Genomic DNA, 22296 nt, shown 5'->3' on the forward strand with positions numbered 1-22296 from the left:
CGCCGCGCCCGCTGCGCGCCGCGCTACGTCCAGCCTTCCAGGCGCAGCGTTGCGCGCACCAGGCGCTGTTCTTCCTGTTCGATATCCGACAGGCTCTGGCGCACACTGTCCACATGATCGGCCGCGGCCTTGCGCGCCTGCTCGGGCTGGCGCCCGATGACCGCGTTGTACAGGCGCGTGTGCTGCCGGTCGATCTGCCGCTTTTCCGGCTGGCGGTGATACAGGTTGTTCACGCAGGCAAAGACGGATCCCAGCAGCAGGTCCGTCAGCGATTGCAGCGTATGCACCAGCACGGGATTGTGCGAGGCCTCGCAGATCGCCAGATGGAAGGCGTGGTCCAGATGCGCGTGCGTCGCCGTGTCGGTGGCCGCGCCCTGCGCGGCCACCATCTCGTCATAACGGCGCCGGATCATGATGAAGTCCGCCTCCGTGCCACGAATGGCCGCCAGCCGGGCCGACTCGGCCTCCAGCAACGACCGCACTTCCAGCAGGTCGTACAGCGTTCGCGGCTGCGAATTGAACAGATGCATCAACGGGCCCGCATCCACCTTCGAGATATGCGCTACATAAGACCCCTTGCCCTGCGCGGTATGGATGATTTCCCGTGCCCGCAAGAGCTTCAGGCCTTCGCGCAGCGCCGTGCGAGACACGCCCAGTTTTTCAGTCAGGCGCCGCTCGGACGGCAGGGCCTGCCCGGCCTTGAGCACGCCGTCCAAGATCAGGCGTTCGATCCGCTCGGCCACTTCGTCCGCCACCTGACGGGGTTTTTCTTCTGTTTCCGCGTACATGCGTTCTCCGGGTCAGTGGTATGACCAAGTGCCGATGCGATTCCGGCGGACTGGCCTTGCCTCTGTAAGCTGATGATATAAAAACATAAAAATTCATGTTCTGCCCGGCATTGCGCGAACAAACTGGTATGACCAGCCGGTTTTGATATGGACATTGCGGCATGCGCGAACGATGATGTCAGGACAGATTCGCCCGGCGCCCGGCGTCGGCCAGCCCTACTTACCGCTAGAGACCCGCATGACTCAACGCATCCAGCACCACGGCCTGCAAGTGGCGGCCAATCTCAACCAATTCATCGAGCAGGAAGCGCTACCCGGCACCAACCTTGACGCCGACAGCTTCTGGCAGGGTTTTGCGGCCCTGGTCAACGATCTGGCGCCCAAGAACCGCGCACTGCTGGCCGAACGAGACCGCCTGCAAGCCGAACTCGACGCCTGGCACCGCGCCAATCCCGGCCCCATCGCCGATCCGGCCGCCTACCGCAAGTTCCTGGAAGGCATCGGCTACCTGCTGCCGCAGCCAGCCGCCGTGCGCGCCACTACCGACAACGTGGACACCGAGATCTCCCAGCAAGCCGGCCCCCAGCTCGTGGTGCCGATGTCCAACCCGCGCTACGCCCTGAATGCCGCCAATGCGCGCTGGGGCAGCCTGTACGACGCGCTCTACGGCACCGACGCCATCCCCGCCACGCCGGGCGACACCGGCACGGGCTACAACCCGGATCGCGGCGCCGCCGTCATCGCACGCGCTCGGGCTTTTCTCGATACCGCCGCCCCGCTGGCGCAGGGTTCCCATGCCGATGTCCGCGGCTACACCGTCGAAGACGGGCAACTGCGCATCGCGCTGGCCAACGGCGTCACCAGCCTGAAGTTTGGCTCGCAGTTCACTGGCTACCAGGGCGACGCCGCCGCCCCCACGGCGATCCTGCTGAAGAACAACGGCCTGCACTTTGAAATCCAGATCGATCGCGCCAGCGCCATCGGCGCCACCGACGCCGCCGGCGTCAAGGATGTGGTGGTCGAAGCCGCGCTGACCACCATCATGGACTGCGAGGACTCCGTCGCCGCCGTCGATGCCGAAGACAAGGTTCTCATCTACCGCAACTGGCTGGGCCTGATGAAGGGCGACCTGACCGAAGAGGTCACCAAGGGCGGCAAGACATTCACCCGCAGGCTCAACGCCGACCGCGAATACGCCCGTCCAGACGGCTCGCCGCTGAAGCTGCATGGCCGTTCGCTCATGTTCGTGCGAAATGTGGGCCACCTGATGACCAATCCGGCCATCCTGGACCGCGACGGCCGCGAAATCCCCGAAGGCATCCTGGACGCGGTCGTCACCAGCCTGGCCGCGCTGCAGGACCGCAGCGCGAAGCTCAATTCGCGCACGGGTTCCGTCTACATCGTGAAGCCCAAGATGCACGGGCCGGCTGAGGCGGCATTCGCCAGCGAACTCTTCGACCGCGTCGAAGACCTGCTCAAGGTGCCGCGCAACACCCTGAAAATGGGCATCATGGACGAAGAGCGCCGCACCAGCATCAACCTGAAGGCGTGCATCGAAGCGGCGGCCTCGCGCGTGGCCTTCATCAACACGGGCTTCCTGGACCGCACCGGCGATGAAATGCATTCCAGCATGGAAGCCGGTCCCATGCTGCGCAAGGGCGACATGAAGTCCACCGCCTGGATCACCGCCTACGAGCGGAACAACGTGCTGGTCGGTCTGGACACGGGCCTGCGCGGCCGCGCCCAGATCGGCAAGGGCATGTGGGCCATGCCCGACCTGATGGCGGCGATGCTGGAACAGAAGATCGCGCACCCCAAGGCCGGCGCCAACACCGCCTGGGTCCCTTCGCCCACGGCCGCGACGCTGCACGCGCTCCACTACCATCAGGTCGACGTGCAGGCGGTCCAGCAAGAGCTCGAACGTACCAAGCTGGATGCCGTGCGGGACGACCTGCTGGGCGGCCTGCTGACCGTTCCGGTCGGCGATCCCTCCAAGTGGTCCGCGGCCGATATCCAGCAGGAACTGGACAACAACGTGCAGGGCATCCTGGGTTATGTGGTGCGCTGGATCGACCAGGGCGTGGGCTGCTCCAAGGTGCCCGACATCCACGACGTGGGCCTGATGGAAGACCGTGCCACGCTGCGCATCTCCAGCCAGCACATCGCCAACTGGCTGCGCCATGGCATCACCAACCGCGATCAGGTCACGGAAACGTTCAAGCGCATGGCCAAGGTCGTCGACGGCCAGAATGCCGGCGACGCGCTCTACCAGCCGATGGCCGGTCATTTCGATACCTCGCTGGCCTTCAAGGCAGCGTGCGCGCTGGTGTTCGAAGGCCTGACGCAGCCCAACGGCTACACCGAGCCCCTGTTGCACAAGTACCGTCTGGAATTCAAGGCCGCGCAAGCCTGAGTCCGCCCCCAGCCACACCCGACCGGACAGCGCAGGCTGTCCGGTTTTTTTTGTGCCCCAAACGGGTGCCGCGAAGCGATTGAATACATTTGCCCATATTTCGCACGACCGTGCTAAATTGACGCCATGACAGCCAAAACCGAGAAAAGCGAACTGACGTTCGCGTCCATCGTGGACGCGGCCCTGGACATGGCCGCCGCGCAAGGCATGGAAAGTCTTTCGCTAGGCCAGGTTGCCAAGCACCTGGGCATCAGCAAGAGCGGTGTTTTCTCGCGCGTGGGATCCCTGGAAGCCCTGCAGCAGGCCGTACTGGACGAGTACGACCGCCGCTTCGTCGCCGCCGTGTTCACCCCGGCGATGGCTTATCCGCGCGGGCTGCCGCGCCTGAACGCACTGGTGTCCCTATGGATAGACCGTGCCAGCAACGTCGAGCGGCTGACGGGCTGCATCTATGTGGCCGGCGCCTTCGAATACGACGACGTCGAATCCCCCCTGCGCGCCGTGCTTGAACACAATCTCAGGCGTTGGCGCGCCGCCATGGTGCGGACGGTGACTCAGGCTCTGGAGGCCGGCCATCTGCGGCCGGACACCGACGCCGAACAGCTCGTATTCGAGGTCTACAGCTTGATGATCGGCCTGATGCACGACGCTCGCTTCCTGCGCGATCCAAAGGCGCACGAACGCGTGAAGGCCGCTTATGAACGCCTGATTTCCACGTATCGCAGTTTCAAGTACATCGAGTAGTCGCCCGTCGCCGGCTCGAGGCCGGCGTTTCTTCGAGCCAATTTCGCACAGTCGTGCGAATATTTTCAGGAGCAAGCCATGTGGCTTCTTATTCCAGTCGGCGCCATCGGCGCATCGGCAATTGTCTGGCGTCACTGGCGCGCGCTGCTGCGCCAACTGCCCGACCGCGCCGAGCATCTCGTGCTCTTCTAAGGCCGGCGCGCACTTGAAGAATCCTTGCTCGCGCACTGGTGATCCGGCGCCATCCCGGTCTATATTCCGAACTTCACCCTCTTCAGTTTCGCCATGCCGCGTTCCATTCATCTGCTGATCGTCGACCCGCAAAATGACTTCTGCGATCTGCCCGAGGCCTACCTTCCGCCGGATCCGCTGACCGGGCGCGCCATCCAGCCCGCGCTGCCCGTCCCCGGCGCGCACGCCGACATGCTGCGGCTGGCGCGATTCATCGATGCCACCGCGCATGCGCTGACGTCCATCACGGTCACCCTGGACTCGCACCATCGTCTGGACATTGCACACCCGACCTTCTGGCGCGCTGGCAATGGCGACCCGGTAGCGCCATTTACGCCCATCACCGCGGCGCAGCTACGCGCGGGCGAATTCCTGCCCAGGCATGACGACGACCTGCCGCGAACGCTTTCCTATCTGGACGAACTCGAGGCCCGCGGCCGCTATACCTTGATGGTGTGGCCCGTGCATTGCGAGATCGGCACCTGGGGGCACAACGTGCACGCCGACCTGCGGGCGGCATACAGCCGTTGGGAAGACGATCGCCAGTTCATCGTCCGCAAAGTGCCCAAAGGCGCCAATCCCTGGACCGAACACTACAGCGCGCTGATGGCCGAGGTGCCCGACGCCGACGATCCGCGCAGCCAGTTGAACCGCAATCTGCTCGATTCGCTGGACCGGGCCGAACTCATCCTGGTCGGGGGCGAGGCCGGCAGCCACTGCGTCAAGGCCACGCTCGAACACATGGCCGAGCACCTGCCGGGCGGCAACCTGTCTCGCATCGTGCTGTTGACCGACTGCATGAGTCCTGTCGTGGGCTTTGCCGATGCGCAAGCCACCTTCCTGCAACGCATGCGGGATCTCGGCGTGCAGGAGCGCACCAGCGTGGACATGGCGCGCGCGCTGAGCTGAAACATCGCGGGCGCGATCCCCGCCCGCAATGACAACGGCCGCCTGCTTGAGCAAGGCGGCCGTGATGTATTGCGGCTTTGGATGGCCCGCGCCGAGGTCAGCCGGCGTGCGCGGTCTTGCCTTCGCACCCGACATAGAGCGCGCTGATGGCCTCGCACAAGGCCGGAGGCTGCTGAAACAGCCTGGACACCAGCAGGCAACCCTGCACGGTGGCGAACACGGCCCTGCCGGCCGCTTCCGGCGTGCCGGAAAACTTCAGGGTGCCTTGTTCAACGCCTTCGGCAAGCACGCGCGCAAGCCACGCTTCATGCGCGCGGAAAAAACCCTGCAACGCGCCACGCACGCGATCGGACAGGCTCATGATGTCGGCGGCCAGCATGCCGCCCAGACAGAGCTCGCTGGACCCGCAGGCGTGCGACTCCATCATCGACAGATATTGTTCAAGCTGCGCCTGAGCCGGCTGCGCGGTATCGATCGCGCGTACGGCGCCCAGCGCGCGCGTGCTGTAGGCTTCGACCGCTTCATACAGCAGGTCGTCCTTGCCCGGAAAGTAATAGTGGATGCTGGACGTCTTCACGCCCACATGCTCAGCCAGGTCGCGGTAGCTAAAGCCATTGCATCCGCGCGTGCGGATCAGCTTCTCGGCATGCGCCAGAAGCAGTTCGCGTGTGGTGTTGGAAGTTGGGGTGTCCATGGCTGAATATTACCTACTAATAGGTCGGTTCGTCATCGGCCGCGCTCTGGGGGTAGTCCCTGAGATGGCCCAAAACTGGGTGCGGCCCCCGGCCGGGAAAACTCCCGCCCCCCGGGGGCACGCATTGCCGGCATCAGCTCAGCCTTGCACAGGCGGATAATCCAGTTCGCCGCCTTCGGTCAGGCCTTGGCTGCGGGCTGCCGCCAGTTCCTCCCGAACCTGCGCACGGGTCTTGTCGCCGGCTTGGGCAAACGCGGTCGAGGCATAGCCTTCTTCGCCGGACACCAGCTCACCGTTGGCGCGAGCGGCCGCCAGTTCTTGCTGCACTTGGGCGCGGGTCACCGTGCTTTGCGTATTCAAGGGGGGCGGGTAGTCCAGTTCGCCGGCTTGAGCGGCGCCGATGAACGAGGCGGAAAGAATCAGGGCGGATACGAGGGTCTTCATGGTTGATCTCCAGAAAGGATCAGATGCTTGGGTAAAAAGGGAAATGGGTTGAAGGCTATCTACTTATAGATAGATTTCGGTTCAAAATTTCAGCTTTGCACAGGCGGGTAGTCCAGTTCACCGCCTTCGGTCAGGCCTTGGCCGCGGGCGATAGCCAGTTCCTGCTGAACCTGTGCGCGGGTCTTGTTGCCAGCGTGGGCAAATGCGGTGGCGGCGTAGCCTTCTTCGCCAGACACCAGTTCACCTTTGGCGCGGGCGGCTGCCAGCTCTTGCTGTACTTGGGCGCGGGTTACCGTGCTTTGCGTATTCAGGGCGGGCGGATAGTCCAGTTCGCCGGCTTGGGCGGCGCCGATGAAAGAGGCGGAAAGAATCAGGGCGGATACGAGGGTCTTCATGGTTGATCTCCGAGTAACTAAGTAAAAGCGATGAGGTTTCGATAAACTATCTACTTGTAGGTAGATATGAAGGTAAATAAAAAGGCGATGCCACTGTATTTCTGGTTTCGGCTGCGGCGGCTTGTTGGGTTCGCTGCGTCGATGGATGAATCTTACCTACTACTAGATAGATAGCGCAAGCGCTTAATGTGAAACAATTTATTTCATGGTGCCTTCTTATCCTTCTCGAACGCCCGGCGCGATCCCAGCCTGCGTACCTGCGTCTGGGATCGCCAGCGGGCGCGGATCAGGCCGATAGCGCTCGCATCACCGAGTAAAGGTCCGCCTTGCCCTCGAAGCCGATGCCCGGCAGTTCAGGCATCGTGACATAGCCCCCTTCAACCTTGACGCCATCGGGAAAACCGCCGAACGGCTGAAACAGGTCCGGGTAGCTCTCGTTGCCTCCCAGGCCCAGACCCGCCGCGATATTGAGCGACATCTGATGCCCGCCGTGCGGCACGCAACGGGCGGCCGACCAGCCATGTTGCCTGAGCATATCCAAGGTGCGCAGGTACTCCACCAGGCCATAGCTGAGCGCACAATCGAACTGCAGATAATCGCGGTCGGGACGCATGCCTGCGTAGCGGATCAGATTGCGCGCGTCCTGCATGGAGAACAGATTCTCGCCCGTGGCCATGGGCTTGCCGTAGTAGTTGCGCAGCGCCGCCTGCAGTTCGAAGTCCAGCGGATCGCCCGGCTCCTCGTACCAGAACAGGTCGTATTGGGAAAGCGCCTTGGCGTAGGCGATGGCCGTATCCAGGTCGAAGCGGCCGTTGGCATCGACGGCCAGCTTCTGGCCATCCTGCAGAATGCTCAGGACCGAATCGATACGCCGCAGGTCCTCGTCCAGCGTGCCGCCCCCGATCTTCTTCTTCACCACCGTGTAGCCGCGGTCGAGGTAGCTGCGCATTTCGTCCTTGAGCTTGGCGTGGTCCTGGCCGGGATAGTAGTAGCCGCCGGCCGCGTAGACGAACACGCGGCGATCCGCCTTGCCATTGCCGTAGCGGTCGGCCAGCAGTTGGAACAGCGGCTTGCCGTCGATCTTAGCCACCGCGTCCCATACGGCCATGTCGATCGTGCCGATCGCCACCGAGCGTTCCCCATGCCCGCCCGGCTTTTCGTTCTTGAACATCGTGTCCCAGATCTTGTGGGGATCCAGATTGCGGCCGGTAGCGTCGACGAGCGCGTCCGGCTCGGCCTCCATGACACGCGGGATGAACCGCTCGCGCATCAGCGTGCCCTGACCATAGCGCCCATTCGAATTGAAGCCGTAGCCGACGACCGGCTTGCCGTCCCGGATCACATCGGTGATCACGGCGACCAGGCTCAGCGTCATCTTGCTGAAGTCGATATAGGCGTTGCGGATGGGCGAACTGATGGGGAGCGTCTGCTCACGGATTTCGACGATTCTCATAGCGTGTCTCCTTTGGGGCGGCGATGTGAACCGTTAGCGTAGTGGGGCAGGCTTGCCCTAGAATTGACTCATGTTCATTTGATTATTTACTTTCGGTGAAAGCTGACCTGGCCTCCGAGCTGCAGTTCTTTGTCCTGGTCGCCCGCCTAGGCAGCCTGTCCGCCGCCGCCCGCCAGCTTGACCTGACGCCTCCCGCGGCGACCAAGCGCCTGGCGCTCATGGAGCGCCGCCTGGGCGTGCGGCTGGTCAACCGCACGACGCGCAGCATCAGCCTCACCAACGAGGGCGAAACCTACCTGGCGTACGCGACACGGATTCTTGCCGACCTGCGCGAGATGGAGAGCGTGGTGTCCAGCAGCGGCGCAGCGCCGCGCGGACTGATCCGCATCAACGCCACGTTGGGCTTTGGCCGCACCTCCATCGCGCCGCTCGTGTCCGAATTCGCGAAGCGTTATCCACAGGTCCAAGTCGAGCTGGAAGTCACCGACCGGCCCGTGGATCTGGTGGACGGCGGATTCGATCTGGCCATTCGTTTTGGGGAACTGCCCGACAAGCGCCTGAGCGCCCGGCGCGTCATGACCAACCGCCGCTTCCTGTGCGCCTCCCCCCTTTACCTGAAGCACTCCGGAACGCCGGCCACGCTGGCCGATTTGGCGCATCACCGCTGCATCATCCATCGGCAGAACGACGAAGCGCACGGCGTGTGGCGGTTCATGCGCGCTGGCCATGCCGAGGTGGTGAAGGTTGAAGGCGGCCTGTCGAGCAACGACGGCGATATCGTGCTGGGATGGGCCCTGGACGGCCACGGGATCCTTGTTCGTTCCGAGTGGGACCTGGCCAAATACCTGGAAAGCGGCAGACTGCGGGTGGTATTGCCCGAGTTCACGCTGCCGTCGGCCGATCTGTTCGTGTATTACCCGCAACGCCGCAATCAAACGGCCAGGGTGCGTGCCTTCATCGATTTTCTGGTCGAGGCCTTCCAGCCGCCATCGAGCACACCGGCGCCGCAAAGCGCATAAGGCGCGCTCAACCCGGCGCCTTGGCGCCCCCCAAAAGAAAACCCCGGCATTCCTTGTGGAATGCCGGGGCGTCGTGCGTAACGTCCGCTTGGATGCCCGTCAGAACGGGATGTCGTCGTCCATGTCCGCCAAGTTGGCGCCGCTGCTGGCCGGAGCCGCCGCGGGAGCCGGGCGCTGCTGGGGCGCCGGGCGCTGGGCCGGGGCGCGCTGCTGCTGCGGACGCGAAGGCGCGTCGTCGTAGCCGCCGCCGCCACCGTAGCTTGCACCGCCGCCGCCGCCGTCTTCACGGCCGCCCAGCATCTGCATCTGGTCAGCGACGACTTCGGTGCTGTAGCGGTCGGCACCGGTGTCCTTGTCTTGCCACTTGCGCGTCTTCAGGCGGCCTTCGATGTAGACCGAGCGGCCCTTTTTCAGGTATTCGCCGGCGATTTCAGCCAGGCGGTTGTACATGACGACGCGGTGCCATTCCGTTTCTTCACGTTTCTCGCCGCTGGCCTTGTCCTTCCAGGACGAGGTGGTGGCGATGGACATATTGCAGATTGCTGCCCCTTCGGGGCTGTAGCGGACTTCCGGGTCGCGCCCCAGATTGCCCACGAGTATGACTTTGTTAACCGATGCCATGCCGTTGTCCCTCTGTTGTTGACAGCCTGCGCCTGTGCATTGCCGCAAGCGCGCCGGCAACAACATAAAAGCGATGTTGAAGACCGGCTTCATGAAACACGCCGGTCATCATAGCGATGACCGGCGATACCGGTGAAGCCCAAGTTGGTACGTATTATCGACGAAAAGCGGCCGCCGCGCCAAACGCCAATAGTGACAAAGCCATCCAGCCCGCGAAACGATTTCAGCGCTATTGGAGGCCGTTGGCACCGCGATCGGCGCATTTCCTGGCCGGTCTCGGGGACGCACCCCCGCGGGTCAGGCCAGCGGCCGAAGCGCCCAGGTAACTGCCAGCCAGACGGCGGACAGGATGGCCGCGGCGAAGAACACCGCGCTGGCGCCGGAATGCGCCGCCAGCCAGCCGCCCAGCGCACCGCCCATGAACAGCCCCGCGGCCTGCGCGGTATTGTAGAAACCCAGCGCCAACCCCTTGTAGGCTTGCGGCGCCACGCGGGACACCAGCGAAGGCTGCAAGGCCTCCAGCACATTGAACGCGACGAAGAACCCGGTCAGCGCGATGGCCAACGTGTAGAAGCCATGGCTGGCCGCCGGCAGCAAAGCGCACACGAGCACCAGGCCGGCGACCGCGGCGCGCAGGGCGCCGCGATGGGCACGGCGCTTTTCCGCGACGAACACCACCGGCACCATCAGCACGAACGACACCAGGATCACCGGCAGATAGACCTTCCAGAGTTCGCGCGCATCCAGGCCGCCGACCTTCGCCAGCAGGGCCGGCACCACGACAAACAGCGACACCTGGATCAGATGCAATACGAAAACGCCGAAGTTCAGGCGCAGCAGGTCACGATGGGTCAGCACTTCGCGGGGCTTGGCGGCCTGCATCGTGCGCGCCTGCGTGCGCGGCACCACGGGCACCACCCAGCGCGCCACGCCCAGGCAGATCACGCCCAGGCAGGCGATGGTCCAGAACAGGCCCGACAGCCCCCACCATCCCACCAGCACGGGCGACAGAACCAGCGACACGGCGAACGACAGGCCGATCGACCCGCCCACCATGGCCATGGCGCGGGTGCGCACCTCGTCGCGGGTGGCGTCCGCCAACCAGGCGGTCACGGCGGCGGAAATGGCGCCGGCGCCCTGAATGGCCCGGCCGATCGTGATCCAGTAGACGTCGGTCGCCTGCGCACAGACCACGCTGCCCGCCACGAACAGCAACAGGCCGAAAAGCACGACCGGGCGGCGCCCCCAGCGGTCCGAAGCCAGGCCAAAGGGAATCTGCATGAAGGCCTGGGTCAGGCCATACATGCCCAGCGCCAGACCCACGCGAGCCGGATCATCTCCGCCCGGCATGCCGCTGGCAGCCACGGCGAACACGGGCAGCAACAGGAACAGCCCCAGCATCCGCGCGGCGAACAGACCGGCCAGCGCCACGCTGGCGCGGCGCTCGGAAGGCGTCAATTTCAGTTTTTTATCTGCCGGCATGCGGAAATTTCAACAATGACAAAGGTGGTGCGCATGCGTGCATGTCATACGCTCACGGTCTGATCTGGCGGTGCGGCGCCGGCCTCGGGCCCGTCCAACCCGAAGGACGGCCTTGAACGCGAGAGGTATCGGCGCGCTATAGTACCAAGTTGGCCTTTGAAACCGTTTAAAAGAGCCCGATGGAAGCGATACGCATTCGGGGTGCCCGCACCCACAACCTCAAGAACGTCTCGCTGGACCTGCCGCGCCACAAACTGGTGGTCGTCACCGGCTTGTCCGGCTCGGGCAAGTCCTCGCTGGCGTTCGACACGCTGTACGCGGAGGGCCAACGACGTTACGTGGAGAGCCTTTCCGCCTACGCCCGGCAATTTCTGCAACTGATGGACAAGCCGGACGTGGACCTGATCGAGGGCCTGTCTCCGGCCATCTCGATCGAGCAGAAGGCGGCGGGGCACAATCCCCGCTCCACTGTCGGCACCATTACTGAAATCCACGATTACCTGCGTCTGCTGTACGCGCGAGTCGGCACGCCCTATTGCCCCGACCACGGCCTGCCGCTGCAGGCGCAGAGCGTCAGCCAGATGGTCGACGCGGTGCTGGGCTGGACGCCCGAAACACGCCTGGCGGTGCTGGCGCCGATCGCGCGCGGCAAGAAAGGCAGCTTCGAGGACGAATGCGCCAGCCTGCAGGCGCAGGGCTACGTGCGCCTGCGCGTCGACGGGCAACTGGTGGAAATCGACGGCATGGCCCCGTTGAAGAAAACCGAAAAGCACGATATCGACGTCGTGATCGACCGGCTGCGCATCAAGCCCGAAAGCAAACAGCGCCTTGCCGAGAGCTTCGAGACCGCGCTGCAACTTGCCGAGGGCCGCGCGCTGGCGCTGGACATGGACAGCGAGCGCGAACAGGTCTTCTCCAGCCGCTATGCCTGCCCCGTATGCAGCCACAGCCTGCCCGAACTGGAGCCGCGGCTGTTCAGCTTCAACAACCCCATGGGCGCCTGCCCCAGTTGCGACGGCATCGGCCAGGTGGGCTTCTTCGACCCGAAGCGGGTCGTCGCATTTCCGGAACTCAGCCTCGCGGCAGGCGCGATCCGCGGCTGGGATCGCCGCAATGCATTTACCCACTCGCTGCTTGCCAGCCTGGCCGCGCATTATGAGTTCGACATCGAGGCGCCCTTCGAAGACCTGCCCGAAGCCCTGCGCGACAAGGTGTTGTACGGCTCCGGCGAAGAAGAAATCTCGTTCCTCTACCTGAATGAAAAGGGCCGCAGCACCGTCAAGCGCCACACGTTCGAAGGCGTCATTCCGAACCTGGAGCGCCGCTGGCGCGAAACGGACTCGGCGACCGTGCGCGAAGAACTGGGCAAGTACCGCAACATCAAGACCTGCCCGGACTGCGCCGGCTCGCGCCTGCGCCCCGAAGCGCGCAACGTGCTGATCGGCCATGACCCGCGCGGCGGCGAACGCCACGGCCAGGCCATCTATGAAGTCGAGTCCATGCCGCTGTCGAGCTGTCTGGACTGGTTCCGCAATCTGAACCTGACCGGCGCCAAACAGGAAATCGCGCAACGCATCGTGCGCGAAATCGAAGCGCGCCTGAGTTTCCTGAACAACGTCGGCCTGAACTATCTGTCGCTGGACCGCAGCGCGGACACCATCTCCGGCGGCGAGGCGCAGCGCATCCGTCTGGCCAGCCAGATCGGATCGGGCCTGACGGGCGTGATGTACGTGCTGGACGAACCCTCCATCGGCCTGCACCAGCGTGACAACGACCGCCTGATCGGCACCCTGCAGCACCTGCGGGATCTGGGCAACAGCGTCATCGTCGTCGAGCACGACGAAGACATGATCCGCATGGCCGATTGGGTGGTGGACATGGGCCCCGGCGCGGGCGAACACGGCGGCGAAGTCGTCGCCCAGGGCGATCCCGAAACGGTTCAGCGGGACCCGAACTCGCTTACCGGCCAGTACCTGAGCGGCGCCCGAGCCATCGCCATTCCCGCACGCCGCCCCGTCACTGACGAGCTGCCCTGGCTGACCCTGACCGGCGCCAGCGGCAACAACCTGAAGAATGTGGAACTGCGCCTTCCGGCAGGCCGCCTGGTCTGCGTGACGGGCGTGTCCGGCTCGGGCAAATCCACGCTCATCAACGACACGCTGGCGGTCGCCGTGTCGCGCCAGCTGCACCACGCGCAAAGCGAACCCGCCCCCTACGCATCCATGCAGGGGCTGGAGAATTTCGACAAGATCATCAGCGTGGACCAGAGCCCCATCGGCCGCACGCCGCGCAGCAATCCGGCCACCTACACCGGGCTGTTCACGCCCATCCGCGAACTTTTCGCCGGCGTGCCGGAAGCGCGCACCCGCGGCTACGATCCGGGCCGCTTCAGCTTCAACGTGAAAGGCGGCCGCTGCGAGGCCTGCCAGGGCGACGGCGTGGTCAAGGTCGAAATGCACTTCCTGCCGGACATGTACGTGCCCTGCGACGTCTGCCATGGCAAGCGCTACAACCGCGAAACCCTGGAAATCCGGTATCGCGGCCGCAATATCAGCGAAGTGCTGGACCTGACCGTGGAGCAGGCGCTCGAGTACTTCGAGTCGGTGCCGGCCATTTCGCGCAAGCTGCACACCCTGATCGATGTCGGCCTGTCCTATATCCGGCTGGGCCAGAGCGCGACCACCCTTTCGGGCGGCGAAGCGCAGCGCGTAAAGCTTTCGCAAGAGCTGTCCCGCCGCAGCACCGGCCGGACGCTCTACATCCTGGACGAGCCCACGACCGGCTTGCATTTCCGCGATATCGAGCTACTGTTGCAGGTGCTGAACCAGCTTGTCGACGCTGGCAACACCGTGCTCATCATCGAACACAACCTGGACGTCATCAAGACGGCGGACTGGCTGATCGACATGGGCCCGGAAGGCGGCGACGGCGGCGGCCATGTCGTGGCGCAAGGCACGCCGGAAGCTGTCGCGGCCACCCCGGCCAGCCACACCGGGCAGTATCTGGGCAAGCTCCTGCGCCGCGCGCCGGGCGCGTGACAAACCATCAATGCGGAAGGGATAGCGGCATGTACACCTTGATCATCGGCAACAAGAATTACTCCTCGTGGTCCATGCGGCCGTGGATTGCGCTGCGCGCCGCTGGCGTCCCCTTCACGGAACAGAAGCTCGGTCTTTTCACCGAGGAATTCTCGCGCCGGCTGGGTGCCGTCACGCCCGCGGGCCTGGTGCCGGTGCTGCTGGACGGGGACTTCGCGGTGTGGGATTCACTGGCCATCTGCGAATACGCCGCCGAACGCCACGAGGACGCTTCCTTGTGGCCGCGGGATCCCAAGGCCCGCGCCCGGGCGCGCTCGCTGGCCGCGCAGATGCACAGCGGTTTCGGCGCGCTGCGCCAGGCCATGCCCATGAACGTCGAGGCCCATCTGCCGGGCATCGACATCCCGCAAGCCGCGCAACAGGACATCTCGCGCGTCCAGGCCATCTGGCACGACACGCGCGCGGAATTCGGCCAGGGCGGCTCGTTCCTGTTTGGCGCGTTCTCGATCGCCGACGCGTTCTTCGCGCCGGTGGTCTCGCGCTTCACTACCTATGGGATCGCGGCCGCGGGGCCCGTGCGCGACTACATGGACGCGGTGCTGGCGCTGCCCGCCATGCAGGAATGGATGCGCGACGCGCGCGCCGAGGCCACCTTCGTGGAAGCCGACGAACCCTATCGCAAGCATCGCTGACGCGCCCGCGCTGAAGGCTGCTAGGCCATGTCGAACAGCCGCTTGTGTTCGCGGATGGCGTACCGGTCCGTCATGCCGGCGATGTAGTCGGCAATGGCGCGCGCCTGTTCATTGAACCCGGCGCGGCGGTAATCGGGCGGCAACAGCCGCGGATCATCCAGAAAAGCCGCGAACAGCTCGCGCACGATGCGGCGGGCCTTGGTGCTCATGCGCAGCACCCGGTAGTGCCGGTAAAGATTGTCGAACAGGAATTTCTTCAGCGTGTCCGCTTCGGCGCGGATCTCGTCGGAGAACCCCGCCAGCGGTGGCGCCCGCCGCACGTCGTCCGCGCTGGCCGGCGCCGCGTCGCGTATGCGTGCAAGCGAGGTCCGCGTCAAATCGACAATCAGCGTATTGATCATCCGGCGTATCGTCTCGGCCACGGCGCGGCGGGGCGCCAGGCCGGGATAGCGATCCAGCACCTGAGCATGGTGGCGTTCGAAGATCGACACCTCTTGCAACTGCTCCAGGGTGATCAGCCCGGACCGCAGACCGTCGTCGATGTCGTGGTTGTTGTAGGCGACCTCGTCGGCCAGGTTGGCCAGTTGCGCCTCCAGCGAGGGCTGCGTACGGCTCAGGAAGCGTTCGCCCACATCCCCGAGCTGGCGCGCATGCGCGACGGAACAATGCTTCAGGATGCCTTCCCGCGTTTCAAAGCACAGGTTCAGCCCGTTGAAGTCCGCATAGCGTTCCTCAAGCTCGTCCACCACGCGCAGGCTTTGCAGGTTGTGCTCGAAGCCGCCGGATTCCGGCGCCAGTTCGCGCATGCAGGCGTTCAGTTCGTCCTGCCCCGCATGCCCGAAAGGCGTGTGTCCCAGGTCGTGCGCCAGCGAGATGGCTTCGGTCAGGTCTTCCGACAGGCCCATGCTGCGCGCCAGCGTGCGCGCGATCTGCGCCACCTCCAGGCTGTGGGTCAGGCGAGTACGGAACAGGTCGCCTTCATGATTCACGAAGACCTGCGTCTTGTACTCCAGGCGTCGAAAGGCGCCCGAATGAACGATGCGATCGCGATCGCGCTGAAACTCCGTCCGGTTCTCCGGCGGCGGCTCGGCATAGGTCCGACCGCGCGATTCAGACGGGTCGGATGCATAGTAAGCCAGCTCATTCATCTGCAACACCGTCTGTCTCCGCATTTACTGGGTGGTTCGAGCCAGGACGGCGCGCACGGCATCGTCCGGCGCCGCGCGGGTCACGGCCTCGCCGATGCGTGTCATGAGCACGTAGCGGATCGAACCGCCTTCCGTCTTTTTGTCCACCTGCATCAGGTCCAGCCAGCGGTCCGCCCCCAGGTCGGGCGCCACCGCGGGGCAACCGATTGCCTGCACCAGCGCGCGCACGCGTTCCACGTCGGCCCGGGGAAAGTCCGCCACATCCGCGGACAGCTCGGCCGCCTGGACCATACCGCAACCCACGGCCTCGCCATGCAGCCAGGCGCCATAGCCCAGGCCGGACTCGATGGCATGGCCAAACGTGTGGCCCAGGTTCAGGATGGCGCGCAAGCCGGATTCGCGCTCGTCCTTGCCCACCACCTGCGCCTTCAGCTCGCACGAGCGCCGGATCGCGTAGGCAATGGCTTCGTGATCCAACGCGCGCAGTTTTGGCGCGTTCTCTTCGCACCAGTTCCAGAACGTTGGATCCAGGATGAGGCCGTACTTGATCACTTCCGCCAGCCCCGCGGACACTTCGCGCGCCGGCAGGGTATTCAACACCTGGGTATCGATCTCGACCGCGATCGGCTGGTAGAACGCGCCGATCATGTTCTTGCCCAGCGGATGGTTGACGGCCGTCTTGCCGCCCACCGACGAATCCACCTGCGCGAGCAAGGTCGTGGGCACTTGCAGGAAGCGCACGCCGCGCATGTAAACCGCGGCCGCGAAGCCCGTCATGTCGCCAATGACGCCGCCGCCCAGGGCCACCAGGACGCAGCGGCGGTCCAGGCGGTGGGTCAGCAGGGCGTCGAAGATCTGGTTCAGCGTCTGCCAGTCCTTAAAGGACTCGCCGTCGGGCAATTCGATGCGCAGCACGCGCTTGCCGGTACGCGCCAAAGCTGCCTCGGCGCGCTCTCCGTACAGGGCCGCCACTGTCGGATTGGTGACGACGGCGATTGCGGTCGCGTCCGGGGGAATGCACTGGTCCAGGGCATCCAGGCGGCCAGGGCCGATATGGATCGGATAGCTTCCGCCCGGCGTTTCGACGTTGACAACATTCATATGCGCTTCTCAAAGGCTTGCAGTTGCGGCAGAAGCGCCTTGACCAAGGTGTGGATGGGCATCGACCCCGTCTCCACCACCAGATCGGCCACTTCCTTATAGAGCGGTTCCCGCAGGGTCATCAGATCGCGCAACGTGCCGCGGGGATCGGCGGTTGCCAGCAAGGGGCGATTGCGGTCGCGGCAGGTCCGGCGGAACAATTCGTCCACGCTGGCCCTCAAATAGACAACGATGCCGCGCTCATGCAGCATCTGGCGGTTTTCGGCCGCCAGGATCGCGCCGCCGCCCGTGGCAAGAATAATGTCGCGCCGTTGGGTACACTCTTCCAGGGCGGCGGATTCCCGGCGACGAAAACCGGCTTCGCCCTCGATTTCGAAGATTACCGGCACCCGCACGCCGCAACGCGCCTCGAGCTCATGATCCAGATCCATAAACTCGCGCCCCAACGCACGCGCCAGGCTACGTCCTATGGTCGTCTTGCCCGCGCCCATCATCCCGACCAAAAATACGGGCAGGTCGTGCGGCAACGACACGGCCTTGACGGGGGTCTCCACGGCGCAAGGCAGGCTTTCTGGCACCCCGTCGGAGGGCGCCGGGTCCGGGTCAGCCTCCGGACATGAGTTAGCGGCAAAGTTCATGCCGGCATTATCACATCTGCCGCCAGTTGCCCGCGCACCACACTGAACTATTTTGTTACAGAAACCGATCCCCCGCGATGAGGCGGGCCCGGAGATACCCGTAAAATCGCCGCGATGAGCAAGCCCCAGAATTCCTCCAAGAAAGACAAGCCCGCCAACACTGGCTCCCCGATACTGCGATTCTTCGTAAAAACCGGCATCCTCTGTGCCGGCCTGTTCCTGTGCGGCGTCCTGCTCGCGGGAATGGCGCTGGCACTGGCCTGGCCCAACCTGCCAGACCTGAATGCCATGACGGACTATCGCCCCCGGGTGCCGCTGCGCGTCTACACGGCGGACCGCGTGCTGATCGGCGAGTTCGGCGAAGAGCGCCGCAATGTGCTGCGCTTCAACGAGATCCCTGATGTCATGAAGTCCGCGGTGCTTGCCGCCGAAGACGACCGCTTCTATCAGCACGGCGGGATCGACTGGATGGGGGTGGTGCGCGCGGGCCTGACCAACCTGATCAGCATGTCCAAGACGCAGGGCGCCAGCACGATCACGATGCAGGTCGCCCGCAACTTCTACCTGTCGTCCGAAAAGACCTATTCGCGCAAGTTCTACGAACTGTTGCTGACGTTCAAGATCGAATCCGAGCTCACCAAGGACCAGATCCTTGAGCTCTACATGAACCAGATCTACCTGGGCCACCGCGCTTACGGCTTCGCGGCCGCCTCGCGCACATATTTCGGCAAGCCCCTGTCCGAAGTGACCGCCGCCGAAGCCGCCATGCTGGCGGGCATTCCCAAGGCCCCTTCCCGCTTCAACCCGATCGCCAACCGACCCCGCGCCGAACTGCGCCAGCGCTACGTGCTGGGCCGCATGCAATCGCTGGGGTATCTCACCGAGCCCGAATACAAGCAGGCGATGGCGCAGCAGATCGTCATGAAATCGGCGGAAGGCACGCCGGCGGGCGGCTATTCCATCCATGGCGAGTACGTGGCCGAACTGGCGCGCCAGCTTCTGTTCAATGTCTACCAGGACAACGTCTACTCGCGCGGCATCAATATCTACACGACCGTCCAGTCCAAGGACCAGGAAGCAGCCTATAGCGCCGTGCGCGAAGGCGTCCTGGAATACACCCGCCGCGCGCCCTACCCCGGCCCCGAGGAGCAGCTCGACCTGCCCCCGGGCACCGAGAACAACCCCGCGGCGCTGGACGAATTCCTGGACGGTGTTTTCGACAAGTTCACCGACAGCGGCGACCTGCTCACCGCCCTGGTCCTGTCGGCCAGCCCCACCGAAGTGAAACTGGCGCGCAGTTCGCGCGAGATCATCACCGTCACCGACAAGAAGGTGCTGGGCGTCGTGGCCCGCGCGCTGAACGACAAGGCCAAGCCCGAGCAACGCATCAAGCGCGGCTCCGTGGTCTACATCCGCAAGTTCGGCGACAACTGGGAAATCATCAACCTGCCCTCGGTGCAGGCGGCCTTCGTGGCGCTGTCGCCGCAGGATGGGGCCATCCGCGCCATGGTCGGCGGCTTCGACTTCTATCGCGGCAACTTCAACCGCGTGACACAGGCATGGCGCCAGCCCGGCTCCAACATCAAGCCCTTCATCTACGCGGCGTCGCTGGAACGCGGCCTGACCCCGGGCACCCAGATCTCGGACCAGCCGTTCGAACTGACCGCCGCACAGACCGGATCCAAGGCCTGGAACCCCAAGAACTACGGCAACCAGTACGAACCGATGCTGACGCTGCGCCAGGGCCTCTACAAGTCCAAGAACATGGTGTCCATCCGCATCCTGCAAGCCATCGGCCCGCAGTACGCGCAGGACTACCTGACCCGCTTCGGCTTCGACAAGGCCCGCCAACCGGCGGTGCTGCCCCTCGCGCTGGGCGCGGGCTCGGTCACGCCGCTGCAGCTCGCGGGCGCGTTTTCGGTGTTCGCCAACGGCGGCTACCGCGTCACGCCCTATTTGATCGACCGCGTCACCGACAGCAGCGGCAAGGTCATCATGCAGTCCAAGCCGGTCGTTGCCGGCGACGCGGCGGCCCGCGCAATCGATCCGCGCACCGCCTGGGTCATGGATGACATCCTTCGCGGCGTGGCCACCTATGGCACCGCGGCACGCGCCCGCGTCCTGCTCAAACGCAACGACGTCGCCGGCAAGACGGGCACCACCAACGAATCCGTGGACGCCTGGTTCTCGGGCTACACGCCTACGCTGGTTGCAACGGCATGGCTGGGTTTCGACCAGCCCAAGTCGCTGGGTTCGCGTGAAACCGGCGGCGGCGTGGCCATGCCGATCTGGGTCGATTACATGAAAGAGGTGCTCAAGGGCGTGCCGGAAGAGAAGCCGCGCGCGCGCCCCGATGGCCTGCTCGTGGAAAACGGCGAATTCTATTTCTCGGAATTCCCGCCCGGCCAGGCCGTGGCGCGCCTGGGGCTGCCTGAAGCCGACACGCTGGGCGAATTCCTCAATGGCCTCGGCAGCAGCACCGGCGAGGACACCCGGATAAAGGTCGCGCCTGGCGTGGGCACGCAAACCAACACGCCCTGGTCGCAGAAGATTCCGTTCTGATGCGAAAAGGCCGGCCCCTCGGGCCGGCCTTTTTTTGTTTACAGCCGTATCGTCACGGGAACGCCGGCCGCGTCGGAGCAGATCTGGGACAAGGCGTCCGGCAATTGCGGACCGCCCCGGGTATCGTTCCAGTGCTGGCCATCGTAGCGGTAATGAAAGCCCCCGCTGCGCGCGGCCACCCACAACTCCTGCATGACGGCCTGGCTGTTCACCACGACGTGCGTGTTGTCTTCGAAGACCATGGTCAGCACATTGCCGCTGCGGCTGGTCTCGACGTCGACGTCGAGCGAAGCCGCCCAGTCATCGGCCTGGCTTTCGATGCTGTCCAGCACCTGGTCGATCAACGCAAGAAATTCGGTTTCGGTCATAATCGAGCCTGCAAGAATTACGGAGTTCTCAGTGTTCCAATTGGCATTCAGCCGCATGGCTCTTCGCATTGTAGCCACGCTAGTGGCGACCGGCATGGTTGCGGCCTGCGGGTACAAGGGGCCCTTGTACATGCCGACCCCGGACGGCAAGCCGCCCTCGCGCACAGAGCCGAACCAGCAGCCACCGCAGATTCCCCCCGTCCCGGCCGTTCTATGACGCCCCCGTTCCCAACCCCGCCCCAATTGGCAGGCCACCCGTACTTCCAGTACCGCAATAACGTGTTGTACGGGGAAGACGTGCCGCTTGACCATCTGGCCGAACGGTTGGGAACTCCGCTTTACGTCTATTCCCGCGCGGCCCTCAAAGCCGCCTGGCAGTCCTACCGCAGCGCTATCGGACAGCGCCGGGTGCTGGTCTGCTACGGCATGAAGGCCAATTCCAATCTGGCCATCCTGAAAGAGTTCGCGCGCCTGGGCGCGGGTTTCGATATTGTTTCAGGCGGTGAACTCAAGCGCGCGCTGACCGCCGGCGCGGATCCCTCGAACATCGTCTTTTCGGGGGTGGGCAAGCAGGCCTGGGAAATGCGGGACGCGCTTGCGGCAGGCGTGAAGTGCTTCAACGTGGAATCCGTGGACGAACTACACCGTCTGTCCGACGTCGCGCAGCACATGGGCGTGCGCGCCCCGGTTTCGCTCCGCGTGAACCCGGACGTCGACGCGCAGACCCATCCCTACATTTCCACGGGCCTGAAGGAAAACAAGTTCGGCATCGCCATCGACACCGCGCTGGACGCCTATCGAACCGCCCAATCGCTGCCCGGCCTGGACATCGTGGGCGTGGATTGCCACATCGGCTCCCAGCTCACTGACATCAGTCCCTATTTCGACGCGCTCGAAAAACTGCTGGACCTGATCGAAACGCTGGACCAGGCCGGCATCAAGATTTCGCATCTGGACCTCGGCGGCGGCCTTGGTATCCGCTACACGAACGAAACACCGCCCTCGCCCCGAACCTTGCTTGACCGCGTATTCGAACGCCTGAACGCCCGCGGCCAGGGCCATCTGCAACTGGTGCTGGAACCTGGCCGTTCGCTCGTGGGCAACGCCGGCGTGCTGCTCACCACCGTCCAATACCTGAAGCACTCGGAAGCGCGCAATTTCGCCATCGTCGACGCCGCCATGAATGACTTGCTGCGGCCCGCCCTGTACGACGCCTTCCACGGCGTGCAGCCCCTGCACCCCCGCGTGGGCGACGCCGCCGAATACGACATCGTCGGCCCGGTCTGCGAAACCGCCGACTGGCTGGCCAAAAAGCGCGTGCTGACCATCCGTCAGGGGGACGTGCTGGCGGTGGAGTCCGCGGGCGCGTACAGCATGGCCATGGCCAGCAACTACAACTCGCGGGGCCGCCCCGCCGAAGTGATGGTCGACGGCGACAGATACTACGTGGTGCGTCAGCGCGAAACCCTGAACGATCAGCTCAGAGGCGAATCCATGCTGCCTTGACCGGCAGCCCGCCCAGCAAAAACAAAGGCCCTCGAAGGGCCTTTGTTCAT

Annotated in this window: 20 protein-coding genes; 9 read left to right on the top strand and 11 right to left on the bottom strand. The window is 64.6% G+C overall.

From position 1 onward, the window contains the following. Positions 1-23: 23 nt before the first annotated feature. Entirely contained in the window at positions 24-788 is a 765-nt protein-coding gene (gene glcC, locus ASE30_RS19250) for a transcriptional regulator GlcC (RefSeq protein WP_057285850.1), read from the bottom strand. A 238-nt stretch (positions 789-1026) separates the two neighbouring features. Here glcC and ASE30_RS19255 point away from each other — a divergent pair, with 238 nt between their 5' ends. The 3 genes from ASE30_RS19255 to ASE30_RS19265 all read left to right on the top strand — a co-directional run bounded on the left by ASE30_RS19255 (position 1027) and on the right by ASE30_RS19265 (position 5085). After that, the gene (locus ASE30_RS19255; protein ID WP_057285851.1) at positions 1027-3201 is read left to right on the top strand and encodes a malate synthase G; all 2175 of its coding nucleotides are present in this window, start codon (positions 1027-1029) and stop codon (positions 3199-3201) included. 126 nt (positions 3202-3327) lie between these two features. Next, the gene (locus ASE30_RS19260) at positions 3328-3945 is read left to right on the top strand and encodes a TetR/AcrR family transcriptional regulator (protein ID WP_057285852.1); all 618 of its coding nucleotides are present in this window, start codon (positions 3328-3330) and stop codon (positions 3943-3945) included. 285 nt (positions 3946-4230) lie between these two features. Next, positions 4231-5085, top strand: a complete 855-nt coding sequence (locus tag ASE30_RS19265; RefSeq protein WP_057285853.1) for a hypothetical protein — start codon at positions 4231-4233, stop codon at positions 5083-5085. 97 nt (positions 5086-5182) lie between these two features. On the opposite strand, the gene ASE30_RS19270 is transcribed toward ASE30_RS19265, so the two are convergent. The 4 genes from ASE30_RS19270 to ASE30_RS19285 form a co-directional block, all read right to left on the bottom strand. Beyond that, a complete protein-coding gene (locus tag ASE30_RS19270; RefSeq protein WP_057285854.1) occupies positions 5183-5779 on the bottom strand; it encodes a TetR/AcrR family transcriptional regulator in 597 nt (198 codons plus the stop codon). A 138-nt stretch (positions 5780-5917) separates the two neighbouring features. Next, a complete protein-coding gene (locus ASE30_RS19275) occupies positions 5918-6223 on the bottom strand; it encodes a DUF4148 domain-containing protein (RefSeq protein ID WP_057285855.1) in 306 nt (101 codons plus the stop codon). Between the two features lie 89 nt (positions 6224-6312). Then, positions 6313-6618 carry a DUF4148 domain-containing protein gene (locus ASE30_RS19280; protein WP_057285856.1) on the bottom strand — a complete coding sequence of 102 codons (306 nt, stop codon included), beginning with the start codon at positions 6616-6618 and terminating at the stop codon, positions 6313-6315. Between the two features lie 286 nt (positions 6619-6904). Beyond that, positions 6905-8071, bottom strand: coding sequence for a mandelate racemase/muconate lactonizing enzyme family protein (locus ASE30_RS19285; RefSeq protein WP_057285857.1), 1167 nt, complete (start codon positions 8069-8071; stop codon positions 6905-6907). A gap of 95 nt (positions 8072-8166) precedes the next feature. Between ASE30_RS19285 and ASE30_RS19290 the strand changes: the two genes are divergently transcribed. Then, complete coding sequence (locus tag ASE30_RS19290; protein WP_057285858.1) at positions 8167-9090, top strand: LysR family transcriptional regulator; 924 nt, start codon at positions 8167-8169, stop codon at positions 9088-9090. 99 nt (positions 9091-9189) lie between these two features. On the opposite strand, the gene ssb is transcribed toward ASE30_RS19290, so the two are convergent. Further along, complete coding sequence (gene ssb, locus ASE30_RS19295) at positions 9190-9711, bottom strand: single-stranded DNA-binding protein (protein ID WP_057285953.1); 522 nt, start codon at positions 9709-9711, stop codon at positions 9190-9192. Positions 9712-10008: 297 nt separating this feature from the next. Continuing rightward, complete coding sequence (locus ASE30_RS19300; RefSeq protein WP_057285859.1) at positions 10009-11193, bottom strand: MFS transporter; 1185 nt, start codon at positions 11191-11193, stop codon at positions 10009-10011. Between the two features lie 179 nt (positions 11194-11372). Between ASE30_RS19300 and uvrA the strand changes: the two genes are divergently transcribed. Further along, positions 11373-14231 (top strand): excinuclease ABC subunit UvrA, encoded by a 2859-nt coding sequence (gene uvrA, locus ASE30_RS19305; RefSeq protein WP_057285860.1) that lies wholly within the window; start codon positions 11373-11375, stop codon positions 14229-14231. A 29-nt stretch (positions 14232-14260) separates the two neighbouring features. Continuing rightward, a complete protein-coding gene (locus tag ASE30_RS19310) occupies positions 14261-14923 on the top strand; it encodes a glutathione S-transferase family protein (RefSeq protein ID WP_057285861.1) in 663 nt (220 codons plus the stop codon). 20 nt (positions 14924-14943) lie between these two features. On the opposite strand, the gene ASE30_RS19315 is transcribed toward ASE30_RS19310, so the two are convergent. The 3 genes from ASE30_RS19315 to ASE30_RS19325 are packed head-to-tail and all read right to left on the bottom strand — an operon-like array spanning position 14944 to position 17810. Beyond that, positions 14944-16071 (bottom strand): deoxyguanosinetriphosphate triphosphohydrolase, encoded by a 1128-nt coding sequence (locus tag ASE30_RS19315; RefSeq protein ID WP_057285954.1) that lies wholly within the window; start codon positions 16069-16071, stop codon positions 14944-14946. 24 nt (positions 16072-16095) lie between these two features. Beyond that, positions 16096-17172, bottom strand: a complete 1077-nt coding sequence (gene aroB, locus ASE30_RS19320) for a 3-dehydroquinate synthase (RefSeq protein WP_057285862.1) — start codon at positions 17170-17172, stop codon at positions 16096-16098. Then, positions 17169-17810 (bottom strand): shikimate kinase, encoded by a 642-nt coding sequence (locus ASE30_RS19325; protein WP_057285863.1) that lies wholly within the window; start codon positions 17808-17810, stop codon positions 17169-17171. Before ASE30_RS19325 ends, aroB begins: the two co-directional genes overlap by 4 nt. Before the next feature lie 114 nt (positions 17811-17924). Between ASE30_RS19325 and ASE30_RS19330 the strand changes: the two genes are divergently transcribed. Beyond that, positions 17925-20372, top strand: coding sequence for a penicillin-binding protein 1A (locus ASE30_RS19330; RefSeq protein ID WP_057285864.1), 2448 nt, complete (start codon positions 17925-17927; stop codon positions 20370-20372). A 38-nt stretch (positions 20373-20410) separates the two neighbouring features. On the opposite strand, the gene cyaY is transcribed toward ASE30_RS19330, so the two are convergent. Then, on the bottom strand, positions 20411-20740 hold the full coding sequence (gene cyaY, locus ASE30_RS19335) for an iron donor protein CyaY (RefSeq protein ID WP_057285865.1): 330 nt from the start codon (positions 20738-20740) through the stop codon (positions 20411-20413). A 94-nt stretch (positions 20741-20834) separates the two neighbouring features. Between cyaY and ASE30_RS19340 the strand changes: the two genes are divergently transcribed. Next, positions 20835-20957, top strand: a complete 123-nt coding sequence (locus tag ASE30_RS19340; RefSeq protein ID WP_235515296.1) for a lipoprotein — start codon at positions 20835-20837, stop codon at positions 20955-20957. Then, on the top strand, positions 20954-22246 hold the full coding sequence (gene lysA, locus ASE30_RS19345) for a diaminopimelate decarboxylase (RefSeq protein WP_057285867.1): 1293 nt from the start codon (positions 20954-20956) through the stop codon (positions 22244-22246). Before ASE30_RS19340 ends, lysA begins: the two co-directional genes overlap by 4 nt. The last annotated feature ends 50 nt before the right edge of the window (positions 22247-22296 follow it).

It is taken from the genome of Achromobacter sp. Root83, assembly GCF_001428845.1.
Taxonomy (GTDB): Bacteria; Pseudomonadota; Gammaproteobacteria; order Burkholderiales; family Burkholderiaceae_B; genus Achromobacter.